The sequence below is a fragment of the Pseudomonas sp. GW821-FHT01A09 genome (genome assembly GCF_058986725.1).
Window position 1 is genome coordinate 60,510 of the sequence record NZ_JBYSWB010000009.1, and the last position, 18,961, is coordinate 79,470.

Here is an 18,961-nt window from a genome sequence, read left to right on the forward strand (position 1 = left end):
TGAGAAGTCGGCAGATGATAGCAACCGACGCCTTAATCGGACCTGAATGAACGGCATTTGTTGCCCAATTTCGACCATCCGCCTGCCACCGCTGTGCGTGGCGCGGCGCGGCAGCTATAATCAGCCGCTTTCCCCTTTGCCAAGACCACAGAGACCATGACTGAGTCCGTGCTTGACTACATGACCCGCCTGGGCCGCGCCGCTCGCGAAGCCGCCCGCGTGATCGCCCGCGCCAGTACTGGCCAGAAGAACCGTGCCTTGCTGGCGACCGCCACGGCACTGGACGCTGCCCGCGAACAGCTGGTGGCCGCCAACGAGCTCGACCTCGCCGCCGGCCGCGCCAACAACCTCGAGCCGGCCCTGCTGGAACGTCTGACCCTGACCCCCTCCCGTATCGATGGCATGATCGTCGGTTTGCGTCAGGTGGCGGCACTGCCCGACCCGGTCGGCGCCATCCGTGACATGAGCTATCGCCCGTCGGGCATTCAGGTCGGCAAGATGCGCGTACCGCTGGGCGTGGTAGGGATCATCTACGAATCGCGCCCCAACGTGACCATCGACGCCGCCAGCCTGTGCCTCAAGTCCGGCAACGCCACCATTCTGCGCGGCGGCTCCGAAGCCATTCATTCCAACCGCGCCATTGCCGCCTGCATCGCCCAGGGCCTCGAGGCAGCGCAACTGCCGGCCAGCGTCGTGCAAGTGGTCGAGACCACCGACCGCGCAGCCGTGGGCGCATTGATCACCATGCCCGAATACGTCGACATCATCGTGCCCCGTGGCGGCCGTGGCCTGATCGAGCGCGTCAGCCGTGATGCCCGCGTGCCGGTCATCAAGCACCTCGATGGCATCTGCCACGTCTACGTCAGTGCCGATGCCGAGCTTCGCAAAGCCCAACGCATCGCCTTCAACGCCAAGACCTATCGCTACGGCATCTGCGGCGCCATGGAAACATTGCTGGTGGACGCCAGTGTCGCCGCGCAGTTCCTGCCGCCGATGGCCGCCCAGTTCCGCGACAAAGGCGTCGAGCTGCGTGGCTGCCCGCGCACCCGCGATCTGATCGAGGCGCTGCCCGCGACCGAAGACGACTGGCACACCGAGTACCTGGCGCCGATCCTGTCGATCCGCGTGGTCGACGGCCTGGACGAAGCCATCGAGCACATCAATCACTATGGCTCGCATCACACCGATGCCATCGTCACCGAACATCAGGGACAGGCCCGGCGCTTCATGGCCGAGGTCGACTCGGCGTCGGTGATGCTCAATGCCCCGACCTGCTTCGCCGACGGTTTTGAGTACGGCCTGGGCGCGGAAATCGGCATTTCCACGGACAAGATCCACGCCCGTGGCCCGGTCGGCCTCGAAGGCCTGACCTGCGAAAAATATGTAGTGGTCGGCGACGGCCAGTTGCGCGGGGAGTCCCTCTGATTGGCTGAAGTCGGCCGGTCCGGGGCACCTACCGTTCGACCGCAGCGCATTGGCGTACTGGGTGGCACCTTCGATCCGGTGCACATCGGTCATCTGCGCAGTGCGCTGGAAGTGTCCGATGCGCTGACGCTCGACGATCTGCGCCTGACGCCCAACTTCCGGCCGCCGCACCGCGACACCCCACAGGTGTCGCCCGAGCAGCGGCTGGCGATGGTGCGCAGCGCGGTCGAAGGGGCCGCGCCCTTGAGCGTCGATGACCGCGAGCTGCGCCGCGACCAGCCGTCGTACACCATCGACACCCTGGAATTGATGCGCGCCGAGCTGGCGCCTCAAGACCAACTGTTCTTGCTGCTGGGCTGGGATGCCTTCTGCGGCTTGCCCTCCTGGCATCGCTGGGAAGAATTGCTGCTGCATTGCCACATCGTGGTGTTGCAGCGCCCTGACGCGGACAGCGAGCCACCGGATGCCCTGCGCAACCTGTTGGCCGCCCGTTCCGTCAGTGACCCGCAGACCCTCAAGGGGCCGGCGGGTCAGATCGCGTTTGTCTGGCAGACACCCTTGTCGGTGTCGGCCACCCAGATCCGTCAACTGCTGGCCAGCGGTAAGTCGGTGCGTTACCTGGTGCCTGACGCTGTACTGGCCTACATCGAGGCGCACGGGCTGTACCGTGCGTCGAACTGAATAGGCGCGCTTGAAGGCACGAACCGTCCTGTATTCAAGCGCCCGAATATACGAGCAAAACGAGTTTTATATGACCAACAAAGACGTAAGCAAAGTTAAGCGCAAAGGCACCTTCAAGAGCGCTCCGCTGGCAGTACCCGCTCACACCGGCCCGGAACTGGCCGGCGAAGAGCTGGTCAAGGTGGCCGTTGCCGCCCTCGAAGACGTCAAGGCGCAGGACATCCAGATCCTCGACGTGCGCGACAAGCAGAGCATCACCGACTTCATGATCATCGCCACCGGTACGTCCAACCGCCAGATCGGCGCGATGCTGGACAAGGTTCGCGAAGCCGTCAAAGCCCAAGGCGTCAAGCCGCTGGGTGAAGAAGGCAAGGGCGACAGCGACTGGGTGCTGCTGGACATGGACGACGTGATCGTCCACATGATGACCAGCAACGCCCGCCAGTTCTACGACCTGGAGCGCCTGTGGAAGGGGGCCGAGCAGAGCCGCGCCGCCGATGGCAAGCACCACAGCCCGGAAGTCGGCCACGTGCAGTTCGACAAGCTCAACAAAGACCAGGAATAAGGAACCGCTGTGCGCCTGCGTCTGATCGCTGTCGGTTCACGCATGCCCAAGTGGGTGGAAGACGGCTGGCACGAGTATGCCAAGCGTCTGCCATCCGAACTGGCGCTTGAACTGGTGGAAATACCGCTCAATACCCGCGGCAAGAACGCCGACGTGGCGCGTTTCATCCGTCAGGAAGGCGAAGCCATGCTGGCCAAGGTCGGCCCCAACGAGCGGATCGTGACCCTCGAAGTGCACGGCAAGCCCTGGAGCACCGAGCAGCTGGCGGTGGAACTGGATCGCTGGCGGCTGGATTCGCGCACAGTCAACTTTATGGTCGGCGGCCCTGAGGGGCTGGCACCGGAAGTCTGCGCGCGGGCGGATCAGCGCTGGTCGCTGTCGGCCCTGACGCTGCCGCACCCGCTGGTAAGAATTCTGATCGGTGAACAGCTGTATCGTGCCTGGACAGTGCTGTCCGGACACCCTTACCACAAATAATCTGCGCCTTGCCCGATGACCCAGCCGATCCGCCTCAAGGACCACGAGAAAGACGCCCGTACCGTGCGCAGCCGCGTCGTGGTCGGCGCGGTGGTCGTGTGCGCGCTGCTGTTGGTGCTGATTGCGCGGCTGTACTTCCTGCAGGTCATCCAGTACGACTACCACTCCACGCTGTCGGAGAACAATCGGGTGCACGTGCAGCCGATTCCGCCAACCCGCGGGCTGATCTACGACCGCAACGGAGTGATCATCGCCGACAACCGCCCCAGCTTCAGCCTCAGCGTCACCCGCGAGCGGGCAGGCGACTGGCAGCAGGTGCTGGACGTCATCGTCGAGGTGCTGAGCCTGACGCCTGATGATCGCGAGCTGTTCGAAAAGCGCATGAAGCAGGGGCGTCGGCCGTTCGAGCCGGTGCCGGTGCTGTTCGAGCTGACTGAAGAGCAGATCGCCCGCGTGGCGGTCAACCAGTTCCGCCTGCCCGGCGTCGAGGTAGTCGCGCAATTGGTGCGTCATTACCCCCAGGGTGAGCACTTCGCCCACTCCGTGGGATACATGGGCCGCATCAACGAGAAGGAACTCAAGTCGCTGGATACCGTGGCCTACAGCGGCACTCACCATATCGGCAAGACCGGCATCGAGCGCTTCTACGAGCCCGAACTGCACGGCCAGGTGGGTTACGAAGAGGTCGAGACCAACGCCCGTGGTCGCGTGCTGCGGGTGCTCAAACGCACCGACCCTGTGCCGGGCAAGGACATCGTCCTGAGCCTCGACATCAAGCTGCAGCAAGCCGCCGAGCAAGCGCTGGCCGGGCGCCGCGGGGCGCTGGTGGCCATGGACCCGAGTACCGGGGAGGTGCTGGCGATGGTCAGCCAGCCGAGCTTCGACCCGAACCTGTTCGTGACCGGCATCAGCTTCAAGGCCTACGCCGAGTTGCGCGATTCCATCGATAGGCCACTGTTCAACCGCGTACTGCGTGGTCTCTACCCGCCCGGCTCGACCATCAAACCGGCGGTGGCCATCGCCGGCCTCGATACCGGCGTAGTGAATGCCGGCACGCGGGTGTTCGACCCGGGTTACTACCAACTGCCCAATTTCGATCACAAATACCGCAACTGGAATCGCACCGGTGATGGCTGGGTCGATCTCGACACGGCGATCATGCGTTCCAACGACACCTACTTCTACGACCTGGCGCACAAGATGGGCATCGATCGCCTGTCGACCTACCTCAACCGGTTCGGCATCGGCCAGAAGGTCTCGCTGGACATGTTCGAGGAAGCGCCGGGGCTCATGCCTTCGCGGGAATGGAAACGTGTGGCCCGCAAGCAAGTCTGGTACCCGGGCGAAACCCTGATCCTCGGCATCGGCCAGGGCTACATGCAGGCAACGCCACTGCAACTGGCGCAGTCCACGGCGCTGATTGCCAACAAGGGCAAGTGGAATCGGCCACGGCTGGCCAGGACCATCGAGGGCCAGCCGCCGGTGGATGAGAACCCCATGGAGGACATCGTCCTGCGCGACCCGGCCGATTGGGCCAGGGTCACCCACGGCATGGAGCAGGTGATGCAGGGCGCCCGCGGCACTGCGCGCAAGGCCGCGGTCGGTGCGCAATACCGTATTGCCGGCAAGAGCGGCACCGCCCAGGTGGTCGCGATCAAGCAGGGCGAAAAATACGACCGCAGCAAAGTCCAGGAGCGCCATCGTGACCACGCCTTGTTCGTCGGCTTCGCCCCGGCGCAAAGCCCGAAAATCGTGGTGTCGGTGATGATCGAAAACGGTGAGGCCGGCTCTGGAGTGGCCGCCCCTGTTGTACGCCAGGTGATGGATGCCTGGCTGCTCGGTCCCGATGGCCAGCTCAAACCTGAATACGCCAGCACCTCGGGTGCGGAGATCACGGCACGTGAAGAGTAATTTCGATCGCATCCTCTCCAGTGAGGATGTGATGCGCCGTCGCGCGACCTTCTTGCAACGCATCCATGTCGACGGGCCCCTGCTGATCCTGCTGCTGACCCTCGCGGCCGGCAGCCTGTTCGTCCTCTATTCGGCCAGCGGCAAGAACTGGGACCTGCTGATCAAGCAGGCCACCTCGTTCGGGATCGGTCTGGTATCGATGTTCATCATCGCTCAGGTCGAGCCGCGCTTCATGGCGCGCTGGGTGCCGCTGGGCTATGTAATCGGCGTCGGGCTGCTGGTAGTCACCGATGTCATGGGTCACAACGCCATGGGCGCCACACGCTGGATCAACATTCCGGGGGTGATTCGCTTCCAACCGTCGGAATTCATGAAGATCCTCATGCCGGCCACCATCGCCTGGTATCTGTCCAAACGCACCTTGCCGCCCCATCTCATCCATGTGGTGGCCAGCCTGGCGCTGATTGGCGTGCCCTTCATCCTGATCGTGCGCCAGCCCGATCTGGGCACCTCGCTGCTGATCCTCGCGGGCGGGACCTTCGTGCTGTTCATGGCCGGCCTGCGCTGGCGCTGGATCATCAGCGTGCTGGCGGCAGCGGTACCGGTGGCGGTGGCCATGTGGTTTTTCATCATGCACGACTACCAGAAGCAGCGGATCCTGACCTTCCTCGACCCCGAGAGCGACCCGCTGGGCACCGGCTGGAACATCATCCAATCGAAGGCCGCCATCGGTTCGGGCGGGGTTTTCGGCAAGGGCTGGCTGATGGGCACCCAGTCGCACCTGGACTTTCTGCCCGAAAGCCATACCGACTTCATCATCGCGGTGATGGGCGAGGAATTCGGCCTGGTGGGCATCTGCGCCTTGCTGCTGATTTATCTGCTGCTGATCGGCCGCGGGCTGGTGATCACGGCGCAGGCACAGACGTTGTATGGCAAATTGTTAGCAGGCAGCCTGACGATGACGTTTTTTGTTTACGTTTTCGTCAATATCGGTATGGTCAGTGGCCTGTTGCCGGTGGTGGGGGTGCCGTTGCCCTTCATTAGTTACGGCGGAACTTCGCTGGTGACCCTGATGTCAGCGTTTGGCGTTTTAATGTCGATCCACACGCACCGCAAATGGATCGCACAGGTTTGAAAAAGGTGAGCCACTCAATGCAATCAATGCGTAACTGGGCTACTCGATACGTTCCGTGGGTAGGCCTGGTAGGCATCCTCGGTTCGTCGCAGCACGCGGCGGCCGGCGATTACGAAGGCTCGCCCCAGGTGGCGCAGTTCGTAGGAGAAATGACGCGTGATTATGGCTTTGCCGGTGAGCAGTTGATGGGGGTTTTTCGCGAGGTCGAGCGCAAGCAGTCGATCCTCGACGCCATCTCCCGCCCGGCCGAAAAGGTCAAGCCGTGGAAGGACTACCGGCCGATCTTCATCACCGATGCGCGTATCGCCCGGGGGGTGGATTTCTGGCGTCAGCATGAGGTGGCGCTGGCGCGCGCCGAGCGGGAGTACGGCGTGCCGGCCTCGGTGATCGTCTCGATCATCGGCGTAGAGACCTTTTTTGGCCGCAATACCGGCAATTACCGGGTGATCGATGCATTGTCGACTCTGGCGTTCGATTACCCGGCGCGCGCCGATTTCTTTCGCAAGGAGCTGCGCGAGTTCCTGTTAATGTCCCGCGAGGAGCAACTCGATCCGTTGACGATCAAGGGCTCCTACGCCGGGGCCATGGGCCTGCCGCAGTTCATGCCGAGCAGCTTCCGCGCTTATGCGGTGGACTTCGACGGTGATGGCCACATCAATCTCTGGAACGACGCCGATGACGCCATCGGCAGCGTAGCCAGCTATTTTCAGCGTCACGGCTGGGTGGCCGGCGAGCCGGTGGTCAGTCAGGCGACGGTGCGCGGCGATCAGGCCGACAGCGGTCTGAGCCCGGGCATTGATCCGGTCAAGACCGTTGGGGAGTTGCGGGCGCTGGGCTGGTCGAGTCATGATGCGCTGCGCGACGATATGCCGGTCACGGCATTTCGCCTGGATGGCAGCAATGGCCCGGAATACTGGATAGGGCTGAAGAATTTCTACGCGATTACGCGTTACAACCGCAGCGTGATGTACGCCATGGCCGTACATCAGCTGGCGGATCTGCTGGTTCAAGCACGGGGCAACAAGTAATGCGGGTTACGCGGACAAGCGCACCACTCAAGCTGCTGGGCTTTACAGCAATGGCACTGTTGATCGTCAGCTGTTCGAGCACCAGCAGCCGCTCGCCGGTCCAGGGAGGCACGGCCATCCGCTCGATGCCCGGCCTGGACATCAACCGCGCCCACAAGGACGGTGCGCCCTGGTGGGATGTCGACGTGTCGAAGATTCCCGACGCGGTGCCGACCCTGCATAGCGGTCCGTACAAGGCCAACCCTTACACGGTGCTGGGCAAGACCTACTTCCCGCTCAACGACTCGGCCAGTTATGTGGCCGTCGGCACGGCGTCCTGGTACGGCACCAAGTTCCATGGCCAGAACACCGCCAACGGCGAGGTGTATGACCTGTACGGCATGAGCGCGGCGCACAAGACGCTGCCCCTGCCCAGTTACGTGCGGGTGACCAATCTGGACAACAATCGCTCGGTGATCCTGCGGGTCAATGACCGCGGGCCGTTCTATTCCGATCGCATCATCGATTTGTCCTACGCCGCCGCAAAAAAACTCGGCTATGCCGAAATCGGCACGGCGCGGGTCAAGGTCGAGGGCATCGACCCGCAACAATGGTGGGCTCAGCGGGGCCGCCCGGCGCCGCTGATGCTCGATCAGCCACAGGTGGTCGCGGCTGAAACGCCCAAGCTGACGCCCTCCACCGGTACCGTCGAACAATACGTTCCACCGCCGCAGCAACACGCGGCCGCGATCATGCCAGTAGCGATCGACGCAAAAAAAAACGCTTCTGCGCCAGCAGCTGGCCAGTATCTCCAGGTGGGAGCCTTCGCCAACCCGGACGCTGCAGAGCTCCTGAGGTCGAAGCTCAGCTCGATGGTCAAGGCCCCGGCGTTCACCAGTCCGGTGGTGCGTAACCAGCAAACCCTGTACCGCGTTCGCCTGGGGCCAATCGGCAACCCGGCGGAAGTCCAGCAGGTTCAGAACAGTGTTCGGCTGGCCAATCTGGGCTCGCCCAGCGTGGTCACGGAATAACCACCCGGGGCCACTCCGGCCAGCCGAACCGCAACAACGCCAGGCCTTCAAGCCTGGGAAACGATTTGCCCATCAGGGCATCTGCCCATCAGTAATCTCGAGAGACGGATGAACATCACCACCTTTGCCAAACGCCTATGCCTGCTTGTACCCCTGATGATCGCTCCAACTGCATGGGCGGCTGATCAGATGGTGCCCGCGCCGCCGCAACTGGCGGCCAAAGCCTTCGTACTCATGGAAGCGTCCAGCGGTCAGGTGCTGGTCGAGGACAACGGCGATCAACGCCTGCCGCCTGCCAGCCTGACCAAACTGATGACCGCCTATATCGCCACGTTGGAAATCCGTCGCGGCCAGATCGGTGAGAACGACCCGGTGACCATCAGCGAGAACGCCTGGCGCACCGGCGGTTCGCGGATGTTCCTCAAGGTCGGCTCGCAGGTGTCGGTCAGTGACCTGCTGCACGGCATCATCATCCAGTCGGGCAACGACTCCAGTGTCGCCCTGTCCGAGCACATCGCCGGCAGCGAAGATGCCTTCGCCGACATGATGAACACCACCGCCGGCAAACTCGGCATGGTCAACAGTCACTTCATGAACCCCACCGGTCTGCCGAACCCGGAGCACTACTCCACCGCGCACGACATGGCGCTGCTGGCACGGGCGATCATCCATGAAGACCCTGCCCACTACGCCATCTACTCGCAGAAAGAGTTCTTCTGGAACAACATCAAGCAGCCTAACCGCAACCTGCTGCTGTGGCGCGACAAGACCGTCGACGGTCTGAAGACCGGCCACACCGACGAAGCTGGCTACTGCATGGTGGCTTCGGCCGTTCGTGATGGCATGCGCCTGATCGCCGTGGTCTTCGGTACCACCAGCGAAGCCAACCGCGCCGCCGAAACGCAAAAGCTGCTGACGTACGGTTTCCGCTTCTATGAAACCCAGACCTTCTACAAGGCGGGTGCGGAACTGGCTCAGGCTCCGGTCTGGAAAGGTACCGCCAGCACCGTGCGTGCCGGCCTGGCAGAAGATCTGACCATGACCGTGCCGAAGGGCCAGCTGAAAAACCTCGCAGCCACCATGACCATGGCGCCGCAACTGGTCGCACCGATCGCCAAGGGTGCGGTTATCGGCAAGGTCGAAGTCAAGATGGGTGACAAGGTGCTGCAGAGCACTGATCTGATCGCACTGGATCAAGTTGATGAAGGTGGTTTCATCCGTCGCCTGTGGGATAGCATTCGGCTATTCTTCCACGGCTTGTTCAACTGATATCGTGACCTGCGCGCCCCTGGCTCTTACCTGAGTCGGGGGCGATGTTGTCGCCACGGCTTACGAGGCCGTCATTGCCATGACCGATTCCAAAGTTCCTGCTTCCGCCGATGACAAATCCGCCGAAGACATCAAATCCCATGAAATCAAATTCCCTTGCCCAGATTACCCGATCAAGGTGATCGGCCATACCAGCGCCGGCTACAAGGATCTGGTACTGGAAATCCTCGGCAAACACGCCGAAGTCGACCTGGCCACCCTGGCCGAGCGTCAGAGCAGCTCGGGCAAGTACACCACCGTGCAGGTGCACATCATCGCCACCAGCGAAGACCAGCTGCGCGACATCAACAGCGCGTTGCGGGCCAGTGGCCACGTGCACATGGTGCTCTGATGCCATCCGCCTCCAGCGTGCTGGGCTTCCGCGAGTTGGGCCTGATGGCCTACGAGCCGGCCTGGCACGCCATGCAGCGCTTCACCGACCTTCGTAGCAGTGACACGCCCGATGAGGTGTGGTTGGTGCAGCATGCGCCGGTGTTCACTCAAGGCCAGGCGGGCAAGGCCGAACATCTGCTGCTGCCGGGGGATATCCCGGTGGTGCAGGTCGATCGCGGCGGCCAGGTGACCTACCATGGCCCCGGCCAGTTGGTGGTTTACCTGCTGCTGGACGTGCGGCGCCTGGGTTTTGGTGTGCGCGAGCTGGTCAGCCGCATCGAAAACGCCTTGATCGATCTGCTCGCCAGCTTCGGTGTCAGCGCTGCGGCCAAGCCGGATGCACCCGGTGTCTACGTAGAAGGTGCTAAAATCGCCTCCCTGGGCCTGCGTATCCGTCGCGGCTGCTCGTTTCACGGGCTGGCGCTGAACGTCGACATGCAGCTCGAACCGTTCCAACGTATCAACCCTTGCGGATATGCCGGGCTGGCGATGACCCAGCTGTGCGATCATGCAGGCAGCATTGAATTTGCCGAGGTTAGTGCCCGGCTGCGCGCGCAGCTCGTCAAACACCTCGACTACGCTGAGCAGACGACCCTGACGGGCGGAATCGAATGATATGACAACTGCTACTACCGTGGAAAACCTGATCCCGACCACCAGCTTGCCGGTCAAGGCCGCGCCTCATAAAGTGGAGGCGGGCGTCAAGCTGCGCGGTGCTGAGAAGGTCGCGCGCATCCCGGTCAAGATTATCCCGACCGAAGAACTGCCGAAAAAACCGGATTGGATTCGCGTCCGTATCCCGGTTTCGCCGGAAGTCGACCGCATCAAGCAACTGCTGCGCAAGCACAAGCTGCACAGCGTCTGCGAAGAGGCCTCTTGCCCGAACCTGGGCGAGTGCTTCTCCGGTGGTACCGCGACTTTCATGATCATGGGTGACATCTGCACCCGCCGCTGCCCGTTCTGCGACGTTGGCCACGGCCGCCCGAAGGCGCTGGATGCCGACGAGCCGATGAACCTGGCGGTGGCGATTGCCGACCTGCGCCTCAAGTACGTGGTAATCACCTCGGTAGACCGCGACGACCTGCGCGATGGCGGTGCCCAACACTTCGCCGACTGCCTGCGCGAGATCCGCAAGCTGTCGCCTGGCGTGCAGCTCGAGACCCTGGTGCCGGACTACCGCGGGCGTATGGATGTGGCCCTGGCCATCACTGCGGCCGAGCCGCCGGATGTGTTCAACCACAACCTTGAGACCGTGCCGCGCCTGTACAAGGCCGCGCGCCCAGGTTCCGATTACCAGTGGTCGTTGACCCTGCTGAAGAAGTTCAAGGAGCTGGTACCGCACGTACCGACCAAGTCCGGCCTGATGCTCGGCCTGGGCGAGACGGACGAGGAAGTCATCGAAGTGATGCAGCGCATGCGCGAGCACGACATCGACATGCTGACCCTCGGCCAGTACCTGCAGCCATCGCGCAGCCACTTGCCGGTGCAGCGCTTCGTGCACCCGGACACCTTCGCCTGGTTCGCCGAAGAAGGCTACAGGATGGGCTTCAAGAATGTCGCCTCCGGCCCGCTGGTGCGCTCGTCGTACCACGCCGACCAGCAGGCGCACGAGGCCAAGGCCAAGCTGTAAATCGCTGGCTGGGCCGTTGTAGAAAAAGCCGACAGCTTCTATCGCATGGAAGCTGTCGGCTTTTTTGTGCAAGCTGTTAAAGTCGTTGCCATCAGCCACGCAGTGAGGCCCCGGGATGAACGTCAATCAGCAAATCGCCGCCCAACCCCGCGAACAGGGGATCGCCGTCCCTCGGCTGCGCCCTGAAGGTCGTATCGCCATCATCGCGCCCGCGGGCCCCAGGGCCTTCGATGTTGCCACCGCCGAGCGCTGGATGGCGGCCAGGGGCTACAGCCTGAAGATCTACCCCGGTGCGTTGCAGCAGACCGGTTACCTGGCCGGCAGCGACAGGGTGCGCCTCAACGACCTGCACGATGCCTTCGCCGACGATCGGATCGACGCCATCATGTGCCTGCGTGGCGGCTACGGCAGCCCGCGCTTGCTGGACAAGATCGACTACTCGCTGCTGCGCCGGCACGCCAAGCCGTTCGTGGGCTACAGCGATATTACCGCCTTGCATCTGGCGATCGCCAAAGAGGCCGGATTCATCACCTTCCATGGCCCGATGCTGACCTCCGAGGTGCTAGCCGATCGCAAACCGCCCACCGAGACCTCGTTGCGCCGCCTCGTGCGCGGGCAATTCAAGGCTGGCTCGGAGCTGGCACATCCTTCCACCTTGCCCTTGGTATCCATCGGCCACGGCATCAGTCGCGGCCGGCTCATGGGCGGTAATCTGGCGATGATCTCGGCGTTGGAGGGTACGCCCTGGGCGATCGAGACGGACGGCATCATCCTGTTCATCGAGGATGTTAACGAGCCGTTGTATCGCATCGACCGCTTCCTCACACAGCTGCGGCTGAGCGGCAAACTAGCGAAGATCGCTGGAGTGCTGGTAGGAGATTTCGCGGGGATCAGTGTGGAGGACATGACCCCGCTGTTGCGTCAGACGTTCGAACCGCTGGGTATCCCAGTGGTCGCCGGCTGGCGCAGCGGCCATTGCGACCCCAACCTGACCCTGCCCCTCGGCGCCATGGTGCGCCTGGACGGCGGCGAGTGCCGCTTGTGGCTGGATCAGGACGTTGTGTGCTGAAAGTGTGGGCGCCGCTCATGCAGGATGTGTGTACTGAAGGCGGTGTCACCCCTGTGGCGAGGGGCATGCTCCCGATACGGTGGTTCAGACAAATAGAGGTATTTGACCCACCGTACCGGAGCAAGCCCCCTCACCACAGGGAGTGGGTGTGTCAGCGCAGGCTTTCGAGCAGCTTGTGCGTGGGATAGCCATCCGCCGGCCAGCCGAGAGACGCCTGGGCGCTGCGGATCGCCTTGCGGGTATTGGCGCCGATGATGCCATCCGGATTGCCGGCATCGTAGCCCTTGGCAGTCAGCAGCGTCTGCAGCTCGATGCGCTCGGTGCGGCTCAGCGGCAGATCATCCTTCGGCCATTGTCCCTGCAGGTAGCCACCGCCGCCAAAGCGCTGCGACAGCAGGCTCACGCCCAACGCATAGGCCGACGAGTTGTTGTACTTGAGGATGGCGCGGAAGTTGTCCAGCACCAGAAAGGCCGGGCCGCGATAGCCCGCAGGCAGCAGCAGCGCGGCTTGCAACTGGTCCGTGCCAGGCGGTAGGACGCTGCCCGCTGGCAGATTCACGCCTAATGCCAGCCACTGAGCCACCGACTTGCGCTGCGCACCGTCGGCCAGCAGGTAATCGAAGCCTTGGGGCAGTTGCACCTCGAAGCCCCATGGTTGACCTTTCTGCCAGCCCGAGCTTTGCAGGTAGTTGGCCGTTGAGGCCAGCGCGTCCGCGGCGTCGTTCCAGATATCGCGACGCCCGTCGCCGTCGAAGTCCACCGCATGGGAGTTGTAGGTAGTTGGAATGAACTGCGTCTGGCCCATAGCCCCGGCCCAGGAGCCGAGCATCAACTCCGGGGTGATGTCGCCATTCTGCAGAATCTGCAGCGCGGCAATCAGTTGATCCTGGGCAAAGCCCGGACGACGGCCTTCATAAGCCAGGGTCGCTAGTGAGCGGATCACCGACTTGTCGCCCTGAATCTGACCGTAGCTGCTTTCCATGCCCCAGACGGCCACCAATGCCTGGCGGTCGACACCGTATCGCTGCTCGATGCGCGTCAGTACGTCACTGTACTGGTTGAGCAGGCCCTGCCCGCGGCGCACGCGGGTGGGCGAGATGGCGCCGTCGAGGTATTCCCAGATCGGTCGAGTAAATTCAGGTTGGCTGCGATCGGCTGTGACGATGCTCGGATCGAGCGTGACGCCGGCAAAGGCGCGGTCAAAGACATCGGGTCGGATCCCGGCCTGCAAGGCCTGTGTACGGAAACCACTCTCCCACTCGGCGAAAGTCTGTGACGGCAAAGCCACGCCATCCGTGCTCATCGGCGCCAGGGTGGTAATGGGCGCAACCGTTTTGCTCGGAGTAGTGGATAGGGGCAGGACATCGGCGGCAGTAGGTTGCTCGGCACAGGCGACCAAGGTAATGAAGCTGGCGGAAGCGAGTAGATGGCGCAGTGGGCAGAGGCGGGGACGACGAAGAGACATGCAGGGGTCCAGATTTTTTCTAATCAGACCGTGACCATATCATGCCTGCGGGCAGAGCGGGTTCAGGCGGCCAAAAAGTAGGAAGCCTCCCAATCTCTCGATTGGAAGGCTTCGCGGCGGTAGCTGCCTTTGCCTTTGCCTGCGGGTTCCTGGCGGCTACGGAACAAGGGCTGGGCGACGATGGATTTGGCCTTGTTGGGCCGGGGCTTGCTGGTTTTGCGGCTCATGAGCGACTCCTTGGAAGAGCGGCCTATCATAGGTCAATCAGCGTGCAGGTCAATCGGCGGGTAGTGACAAGCGTTGTCCGGCCATCAGCAGCGTCAGGCGGGACAGGCTTACCCAGGTGGAGCCGGGCGCCTGGCCCTTGATCTGCGCGTCGATGCGTTGCGCATCCTGCAGCAGTTGCGCCCAGCGGCTCGCCGAATAGCGTTGCAGGGCCTTGCTCATCAGTGGCTTGCGCTTGTCCCAGATGGGTGGGCGCGCTTGACTGAAGGCCTTGTCCAACGGCACGCCTTGGCTGTACTGCAACGCCAGGCCGGCCAATACCCGCAACTCCCGGGCCAGGGCCCAGAGAATCACCGGCGGCTCGACCCCTTCACCGCGCAGGCCTTCAAGCATGCGCAAGGCATGCACCGGCTCGCCGTTGAGTACGGCGTCCATCAGGCCGAACACGTCATAGCGAGCGCTATCGGCCACCGCGCCTTGCACGGTCTCGAGACTGATCTGCTGGCCGTCAGCCAGCAGCTTGAGCTTTTCGATTTCCTGAGCGGCGGCCAGCAGGTTGCCCTCGACCCTGGCAGCAATCAGCTCGATGGCATCGGGATGCGCCACCAATCCGGCCTGAGACAGACGCTGACGAATCCATTGCGGCAATTGCGCGGCATCCACGGGCCAGATCTGCACGAACTGCGTGCTTGGCCCCTCGATCAGCGCCTTGCCCCATTTGGTTTTCTGCGCGCTGCCATCGAGCTTGGGCAGGCTGATCAGCAGCACGGTGTCTTCGGCCGGCCGGGCACAATATTCGATCAGTGCGGCGGCGCCCTTGTCACCGGGCTTGCCAGAGGGCAAGCGCAGTTCCAGCAGGCGTCGCTGGGCGAACAGCGACAGGCTGGCGCCCGCCTGCAACAACGTACCCCAGTCGAAGTTGGCGTCGGCGCTGAACACCTGGCGTTCGTCGAAGCCTTGCTGGCGTGCGGCCAGGCGAATGGCGTCCGCAGCTTCCTGAGCCAGCAGCGGATCGTCGCCGCTGATCACATAGACGGGCGCGAGGCTGCCTTGCAGATGCTTGGTGAGTTGGGCGGGGGCGAGTTTCATGGTTGGCGATTCGGTGGGGCGCCCTGGATTCAGGGCGCCCCGAGCCGATTACTTCGTGGGGACTTCAAGCGGCGATTGCTGCGGCGTGGCGTCTTCGAGGCGCTTGGCCTCATCGGCGGCATCCTGTTCGGCCTGGGCGCGGGCGTCAGCTTTCTGCTGCAGTTCTTTCAGGCGTTCCGGGGTCATCTGCTGCAGGCGCAGCATCAGATTCTGCACCAACTGCCGGCGCATTTCGCCGCGCACTTGATCCGTTGCGCTCTGCGAGCCGGCCAGGTTGCTGCCATCGTGGGTCACGGAGCTGTTCACTTCAACGCTGTCTTCGAGCAGCACGCGTTTGAATTCGCCAGTGAGCTGATAATTGACCGTGGTGGTCAGCTCATATTCGGCAGAGCGCGCCGAGCTGGTGTAGCTGGTGGTGCGCTGAGTCTCGGATTCATTGACCAGGTTCAACTGATAAGGGGCCCCAGGGTGAACCTTGACACCGCTTTGCTCCAGGGTGCGGGTCAGCTCCTTGACGGTGTAGCCGTAGGAATCACGGGCGGTGACGCTGATATCGGTCAGGGCCATCTTCGTGGTGCCCGTGCCGCGCAGCTGGAAACCACAGGCGCTCAGCGCTACGGCCAGACCTATAACCAGCAGATTGCGTTTGATCATTGTTGTTGCTCCCTTCAAACCTTGTGGGTCGACTCTGTGTGAGACGCCCGGAGTGGCTCCGGGCGTGCGATCCAATCAGCTGGCGACGATATTGACCAATTTACCCGGCACGACGATGACCTTGCGGATCGTCAGGCCGTCGATGAAGCGCAGCACATTTTCGTTGCTGCGCGCCTCGGCTTCGATTTCTTCACGGCTGGCGCTGGCCGGCATGTCGATCTGGCCGCGCAGCTTGCCGTTGACCTGAATCACCAGGGTGAGGGTGTCCTGCACCAGGGCGGTTTCGTCCAGCACCGGCCAGCCGGCGTCGATCACCGGTTGGCTGTAGCCCAGGCGCTGCCACAATTCATGGCTGATGTGCGGGGTGATCGGTGCCAGCAGCAGGGTGACCGTCTCCAGGCCTTCCTGCACCAAGGCGCGGTCTTGCTCGCTAGCGGTCGGCGCTTTCTCCAGCACGTTCATCAGCGTCATCACCTGGGCGATGGCAGTGTTGAATTTGTGGTGCTGACCGACGTCCTGGCTGGCCTGCTTGATGGCCAGGTGAATGGCGCGGCGAATTGCCTTTTGATCGTCATCCAGCGCGGCGACGTCGAGCTTGCCCGGCAGGCCTTGGCTGACATGAGCCTGGGCCAGGCGCCAGACGCGCTTGAGGAAACGGTGCGAGCCTTCGACGCCGGAATCGGACCATTCGGCGCTCATGTCGGGTGGCGAGGCGAACATCATGAACAGGCGGCAGGTGTCGGCGCCATACTGATCGATCATCGATTGTGGGTCGACGCCGTTGTTCTTCGACTTGGCCATCTTCTCGGTGCCGCCGATTTCGACCGGCAGGCCGTCGGCCTTGAGCTTGGCGCTGATCACCTTGGCCTTGCTGTCGCGCTCGAGCTCGACATCGGCCGGGTTGTACCAGGTATAGGCGCCGTTGGCTTCGCGACGGTAGTAGGTGTCGGCGATAACCATGCCTTGGGTCAGCAGGTTCTTGAACGGCTCGTCAGAGTTCACCAGGCCTTCGTCACGCATCAGCTTGTGGAAGAAGCGCGCGTACAGCAGGTGGAGAATGGCGTGCTCGATGCCGCCGATGTACTGATCCACCGGCAGCCAGTGATCCGCGGCGGATTTTTCTACCAGGCCGCCTTCGTATTGTGGCGAGGCGTAGCGTGCGTAGTACCACGACGACTCGACGAAGGTGTCCATGGTGTCGGTTTCACGCTTGGCTGGCGCGCCGCATTTCGGGCAGTTGCACTCATAGAATTCGGGCATGCGCGCCAGAGGCGAACCGGCGCCGTCCGGCACCACGTCTTCGGGCAGCACCACGGGCAGTTGATCTTCCGGCACCGGCACGTCACCGCAGGCATCGCAGTGGATGATCGGGATCGGGCAGCCCCAATAGCGCTGGCGGCTGATGCCCCAGTCGCGCAGGCGGAACTGGGTGCGCGAGGCACCAAGGTTCTTTTTGATCAGGGCCACTTCGATGGCGTCGAACGCGCCGTCGAAGTCCAGGCCGTCGAACTCGCCGGAGTTGATCAGGGCGCCGTGTTCGCCATAGGCGGCCATCCACGGTGCCGGGGTCAGGTCGCCGACGCTGGTGCGCACGACGGGCTTGATCGGCAGGTCGTACTTGAGCGCGAATTCGAAATCGCGTTCGTCATGGGCCGGAACGGCCATCACCGCGCCGTCGCCGTAGTGCATCAGCACGTAGTTGGCGACCCACACCGGCAGTTTTTCACCGGTCAGTGGGTGCTCGACGAACAGCGAGGTCGGCAGACCCTTTTTCTCCTGGGTGGCAACGTCGGCTTCGGCGACGCTGCCGCTCTTGCATTCGTTGATGAACGCTTGCAGCTCAGGATTGTTGGCGGCGGCCAGGGTGGCCAGCGGGTGCTCGGCGGCCACCGCCACGTAGGTGGCGCCCATCAGGGTGTCGGGGCGGGTGGTGAAGACTTTCAGCGCACCGGCCTCGCCAATGCTGGCCTGGTGGTACGGGAACTGTACTTCCATGCCCTTGGACTTGCCGATCCAGTTGCGCTGCATGGTCTTGACCTGGTCAGGCCAGCCCGGCAGGTCATCGAGGCTCGACAGCAGCTCATCCGCGTAAGCGGTGATCTTGAAGTAGTACATCGGGATTTCGCGCTTTTCGATCACCGCGCCGGAGCGCCAGCCGCGGCCGTCGATAACCTGCTCGTTGGCCAGTACGGTCTGGTCCACCGGGTCCCAGTTGACGGTGCCGTTCTTGCGGTAGATCACGCCTTTCTCGAACAGGCGAGTGAACAGCCATTGTTCCCAGCGATAGTAATCGGGCTTGCAGGTGGTCACTTCGCGCGACCAGTCCACCGCCAGACCCAGGCTGCGCAGCTGGGTTTTCATATAGGCGATGTTTTCGTAGGTCCATTTCGCCGGCGCGACGTTGTTTTTCATTGCCGCGTTTTCCGCCGGCATGCCGAAGGCGTCCCAGCCCATGGGCTGCAGAACGTTCTTGCCGAGCATGCGCTGGTAGCGGGAGATCACGTCGCCGATGGTGTAGTTGCGCACGTGGCCCATGTGTAGCTTGCCGCTGGGGTACGGGAACATCGACAGGCAGTAGTACGTCTCCTTGCCTGGCTGTTCACTGACTTCAAAGGACTTTTGCTCATCCCAGAAGGTCTGGGCGGCGGCTTCGATTTCGCGGGGCTGATAGAGTTCGTGCATGGCTACTTTTTGCTGAGAAATGGATGACCTTATCCAGGCTGCCAAAGAGACGCAGCGGCCGGCATTGCGGTGTCGATTATATAAACGCCGTAGCATACATGACCCCCCCTAATTGAGGGAAACGCTGATTGCGCCGCGCCTTCCGTTGGTCGCGGCACAAGGCTGGTTTCGCAGGTGACGCTAAGCTTGTGACTGGGGAGTCAGTTATGTCTGC

18 protein-coding genes are annotated in these 18,961 nt (G+C 62.9%); 13 read left to right on the plus strand and 5 right to left on the minus strand.

The window, feature by feature from the left end; translation table 11 throughout:
• Positions 1–156 precede the first annotated feature (156 nt).
• The 13 genes from AC3WJP_RS12705 (at position 157) to AC3WJP_RS12765 (ending at position 12,632) form a co-directional block, all read left to right on the plus strand.
• Positions 157–1,425 (plus strand): glutamate-5-semialdehyde dehydrogenase, encoded by a 1,269-nt coding sequence (locus tag AC3WJP_RS12705; protein WP_493721665.1) that lies wholly within the window; start codon positions 157–159, stop codon positions 1,423–1,425.
• Positions 1,426–2,106, plus strand: a complete 681-nt coding sequence (gene nadD / locus AC3WJP_RS12710; RefSeq protein ID WP_493721666.1) for a nicotinate-nucleotide adenylyltransferase — start codon at positions 1,426–1,428, stop codon at positions 2,104–2,106. It abuts the gene before it with no gap.
• A 70-nt stretch (positions 2,107–2,176) separates the two neighbouring features.
• A complete protein-coding gene (gene rsfS, locus AC3WJP_RS12715) occupies positions 2,177–2,671 on the plus strand; it encodes a ribosome silencing factor (protein ID WP_493721667.1) in 495 nt (164 codons plus the stop codon).
• A gap of 9 nt (positions 2,672–2,680) precedes the next feature.
• On the plus strand, positions 2,681–3,148 hold the full coding sequence (rlmH, locus tag AC3WJP_RS12720) for a 23S rRNA (pseudouridine(1915)-N(3))-methyltransferase RlmH (protein ID WP_493721668.1): 468 nt from the start codon (positions 2,681–2,683) through the stop codon (positions 3,146–3,148).
• Positions 3,149–3,163: 15 nt separating this feature from the next.
• Positions 3,164–5,059: a penicillin-binding protein 2 gene (gene mrdA, locus AC3WJP_RS12725; protein WP_493721669.1), complete on the plus strand. Its 1,896-nt coding sequence runs from the start codon at positions 3,164–3,166 to the stop codon at positions 5,057–5,059.
• Positions 5,060–5,090: 31 nt separating this feature from the next.
• Entirely contained in the window at positions 5,091–6,194 is a 1,104-nt protein-coding gene (rodA, locus tag AC3WJP_RS12730) for a rod shape-determining protein RodA (protein WP_226506474.1), read from the plus strand.
• 17 nt (positions 6,195–6,211) lie between these two features.
• Positions 6,212–7,222 carry a lytic murein transglycosylase B gene (gene mltB / locus AC3WJP_RS12735; RefSeq protein ID WP_493721670.1) on the plus strand — a complete coding sequence of 337 codons (1,011 nt, stop codon included), beginning with the start codon at positions 6,212–6,214 and terminating at the stop codon, positions 7,220–7,222.
• Complete coding sequence (locus AC3WJP_RS12740; RefSeq protein ID WP_493721671.1) at positions 7,222–8,232, plus strand: septal ring lytic transglycosylase RlpA family protein; 1,011 nt, start codon at positions 7,222–7,224, stop codon at positions 8,230–8,232. The genes mltB and AC3WJP_RS12740 overlap by 1 nt, the downstream gene beginning before the upstream one ends.
• Before the next feature lie 108 nt (positions 8,233–8,340).
• Positions 8,341–9,501, plus strand: coding sequence for a D-alanyl-D-alanine carboxypeptidase family protein (locus AC3WJP_RS12745; RefSeq protein WP_493721672.1), 1,161 nt, complete (start codon positions 8,341–8,343; stop codon positions 9,499–9,501).
• Positions 9,502–9,580: 79 nt separating this feature from the next.
• Positions 9,581–9,892, plus strand: coding sequence for a DUF493 domain-containing protein (locus tag AC3WJP_RS12750; protein WP_493721673.1), 312 nt, complete (start codon positions 9,581–9,583; stop codon positions 9,890–9,892).
• Positions 9,892–10,548 carry a lipoyl(octanoyl) transferase LipB gene (lipB, locus tag AC3WJP_RS12755; protein ID WP_493721674.1) on the plus strand — a complete coding sequence of 219 codons (657 nt, stop codon included), beginning with the start codon at positions 9,892–9,894 and terminating at the stop codon, positions 10,546–10,548. Before AC3WJP_RS12750 ends, lipB begins: the two co-directional genes overlap by 1 nt.
• 1 nt (position 10,549) lies before the next feature.
• A complete protein-coding gene (lipA, locus tag AC3WJP_RS12760; RefSeq protein WP_493721675.1) occupies positions 10,550–11,563 on the plus strand; it encodes a lipoyl synthase in 1,014 nt (337 codons plus the stop codon).
• Between the two features lie 115 nt (positions 11,564–11,678).
• Positions 11,679–12,632 (plus strand): S66 peptidase family protein, encoded by a 954-nt coding sequence (locus AC3WJP_RS12765; RefSeq protein WP_493721676.1) that lies wholly within the window; start codon positions 11,679–11,681, stop codon positions 12,630–12,632.
• A gap of 151 nt (positions 12,633–12,783) precedes the next feature.
• On the opposite strand, the gene AC3WJP_RS12770 is transcribed toward AC3WJP_RS12765, so the two are convergent.
• The 5 genes from AC3WJP_RS12770 to leuS form a co-directional block, all read right to left on the minus strand.
• On the minus strand, positions 12,784–14,097 hold the full coding sequence (locus AC3WJP_RS12770) for a lytic murein transglycosylase (protein WP_493721677.1): 1,314 nt from the start codon (positions 14,095–14,097) through the stop codon (positions 12,784–12,786).
• Positions 14,098–14,159: 62 nt separating this feature from the next.
• Complete coding sequence (gene arfA, locus AC3WJP_RS12775; RefSeq protein WP_493721678.1) at positions 14,160–14,324, minus strand: alternative ribosome rescue factor ArfA; 165 nt, start codon at positions 14,322–14,324, stop codon at positions 14,160–14,162.
• Positions 14,325–14,373: 49 nt separating this feature from the next.
• Positions 14,374–15,411, minus strand: a complete 1,038-nt coding sequence (holA, locus tag AC3WJP_RS12780; protein ID WP_493721679.1) for a DNA polymerase III subunit delta — start codon at positions 15,409–15,411, stop codon at positions 14,374–14,376.
• A 48-nt stretch (positions 15,412–15,459) separates the two neighbouring features.
• On the minus strand, positions 15,460–16,065 hold the full coding sequence (locus AC3WJP_RS12785) for an LPS-assembly lipoprotein LptE (protein ID WP_493721680.1): 606 nt from the start codon (positions 16,063–16,065) through the stop codon (positions 15,460–15,462).
• 75 nt (positions 16,066–16,140) lie between these two features.
• The gene (gene leuS, locus AC3WJP_RS12790) at positions 16,141–18,747 is read right to left on the minus strand and encodes a leucine--tRNA ligase (protein ID WP_493721681.1); all 2,607 of its coding nucleotides are present in this window, start codon (positions 18,745–18,747) and stop codon (positions 16,141–16,143) included.
• Positions 18,748–18,961 lie beyond the last annotated feature (214 nt).

Excerpts from the sequence above, each read along its gene's own strand:
- AC3WJP_RS12750 (WP_493721673.1), top strand. The coding sequence starts at position 9,581 with ATGACCGATTCCAAAGTTCCTGCTTCCGCCGATGACAAATCCGCCGAA.
- arfA (WP_493721678.1), bottom strand. The coding sequence starts at position 14,324 with ATGAGCCGCAAAACCAGCAAGCCCCGGCCCAACAAGGCCAAATCCATC.
- AC3WJP_RS12705 (WP_493721665.1), top strand. The coding sequence starts at position 157 with ATGACTGAGTCCGTGCTTGACTACATGACCCGCCTGGGCCGCGCCGCT.
- mltB (WP_493721670.1), top strand. The coding sequence starts at position 6,212 with ATGCAATCAATGCGTAACTGGGCTACTCGATACGTTCCGTGGGTAGGC.
- AC3WJP_RS12740 (WP_493721671.1), top strand. The coding sequence starts at position 7,222 with ATGCGGGTTACGCGGACAAGCGCACCACTCAAGCTGCTGGGCTTTACA.
- AC3WJP_RS12745 (WP_493721672.1), top strand. The coding sequence starts at position 8,341 with ATGAACATCACCACCTTTGCCAAACGCCTATGCCTGCTTGTACCCCTG.
- lipB (WP_493721674.1), top strand. The coding sequence starts at position 9,892 with ATGCCATCCGCCTCCAGCGTGCTGGGCTTCCGCGAGTTGGGCCTGATG.
- rodA (WP_226506474.1), top strand. The coding sequence starts at position 5,091 with ATGCGCCGTCGCGCGACCTTCTTGCAACGCATCCATGTCGACGGGCCC.
- lipA (WP_493721675.1), top strand. The coding sequence starts at position 10,550 with ATGACAACTGCTACTACCGTGGAAAACCTGATCCCGACCACCAGCTTG.
- rsfS (WP_493721667.1), top strand. The coding sequence starts at position 2,177 with ATGACCAACAAAGACGTAAGCAAAGTTAAGCGCAAAGGCACCTTCAAG.
- AC3WJP_RS12785 (WP_493721680.1), bottom strand. The coding sequence starts at position 16,065 with ATGATCAAACGCAATCTGCTGGTTATAGGTCTGGCCGTAGCGCTGAGC.
- mrdA (WP_493721669.1), top strand. The coding sequence starts at position 3,164 with ATGACCCAGCCGATCCGCCTCAAGGACCACGAGAAAGACGCCCGTACC.
- holA (WP_493721679.1), bottom strand. The coding sequence starts at position 15,411 with ATGAAACTCGCCCCCGCCCAACTCACCAAGCATCTGCAAGGCAGCCTC.
- AC3WJP_RS12765 (WP_493721676.1), top strand. The coding sequence starts at position 11,679 with ATGAACGTCAATCAGCAAATCGCCGCCCAACCCCGCGAACAGGGGATC.
- AC3WJP_RS12770 (WP_493721677.1), bottom strand. The coding sequence starts at position 14,097 with ATGTCTCTTCGTCGTCCCCGCCTCTGCCCACTGCGCCATCTACTCGCT.
- leuS (WP_493721681.1), bottom strand. The coding sequence starts at position 18,747 with ATGCACGAACTCTATCAGCCCCGCGAAATCGAAGCCGCCGCCCAGACC.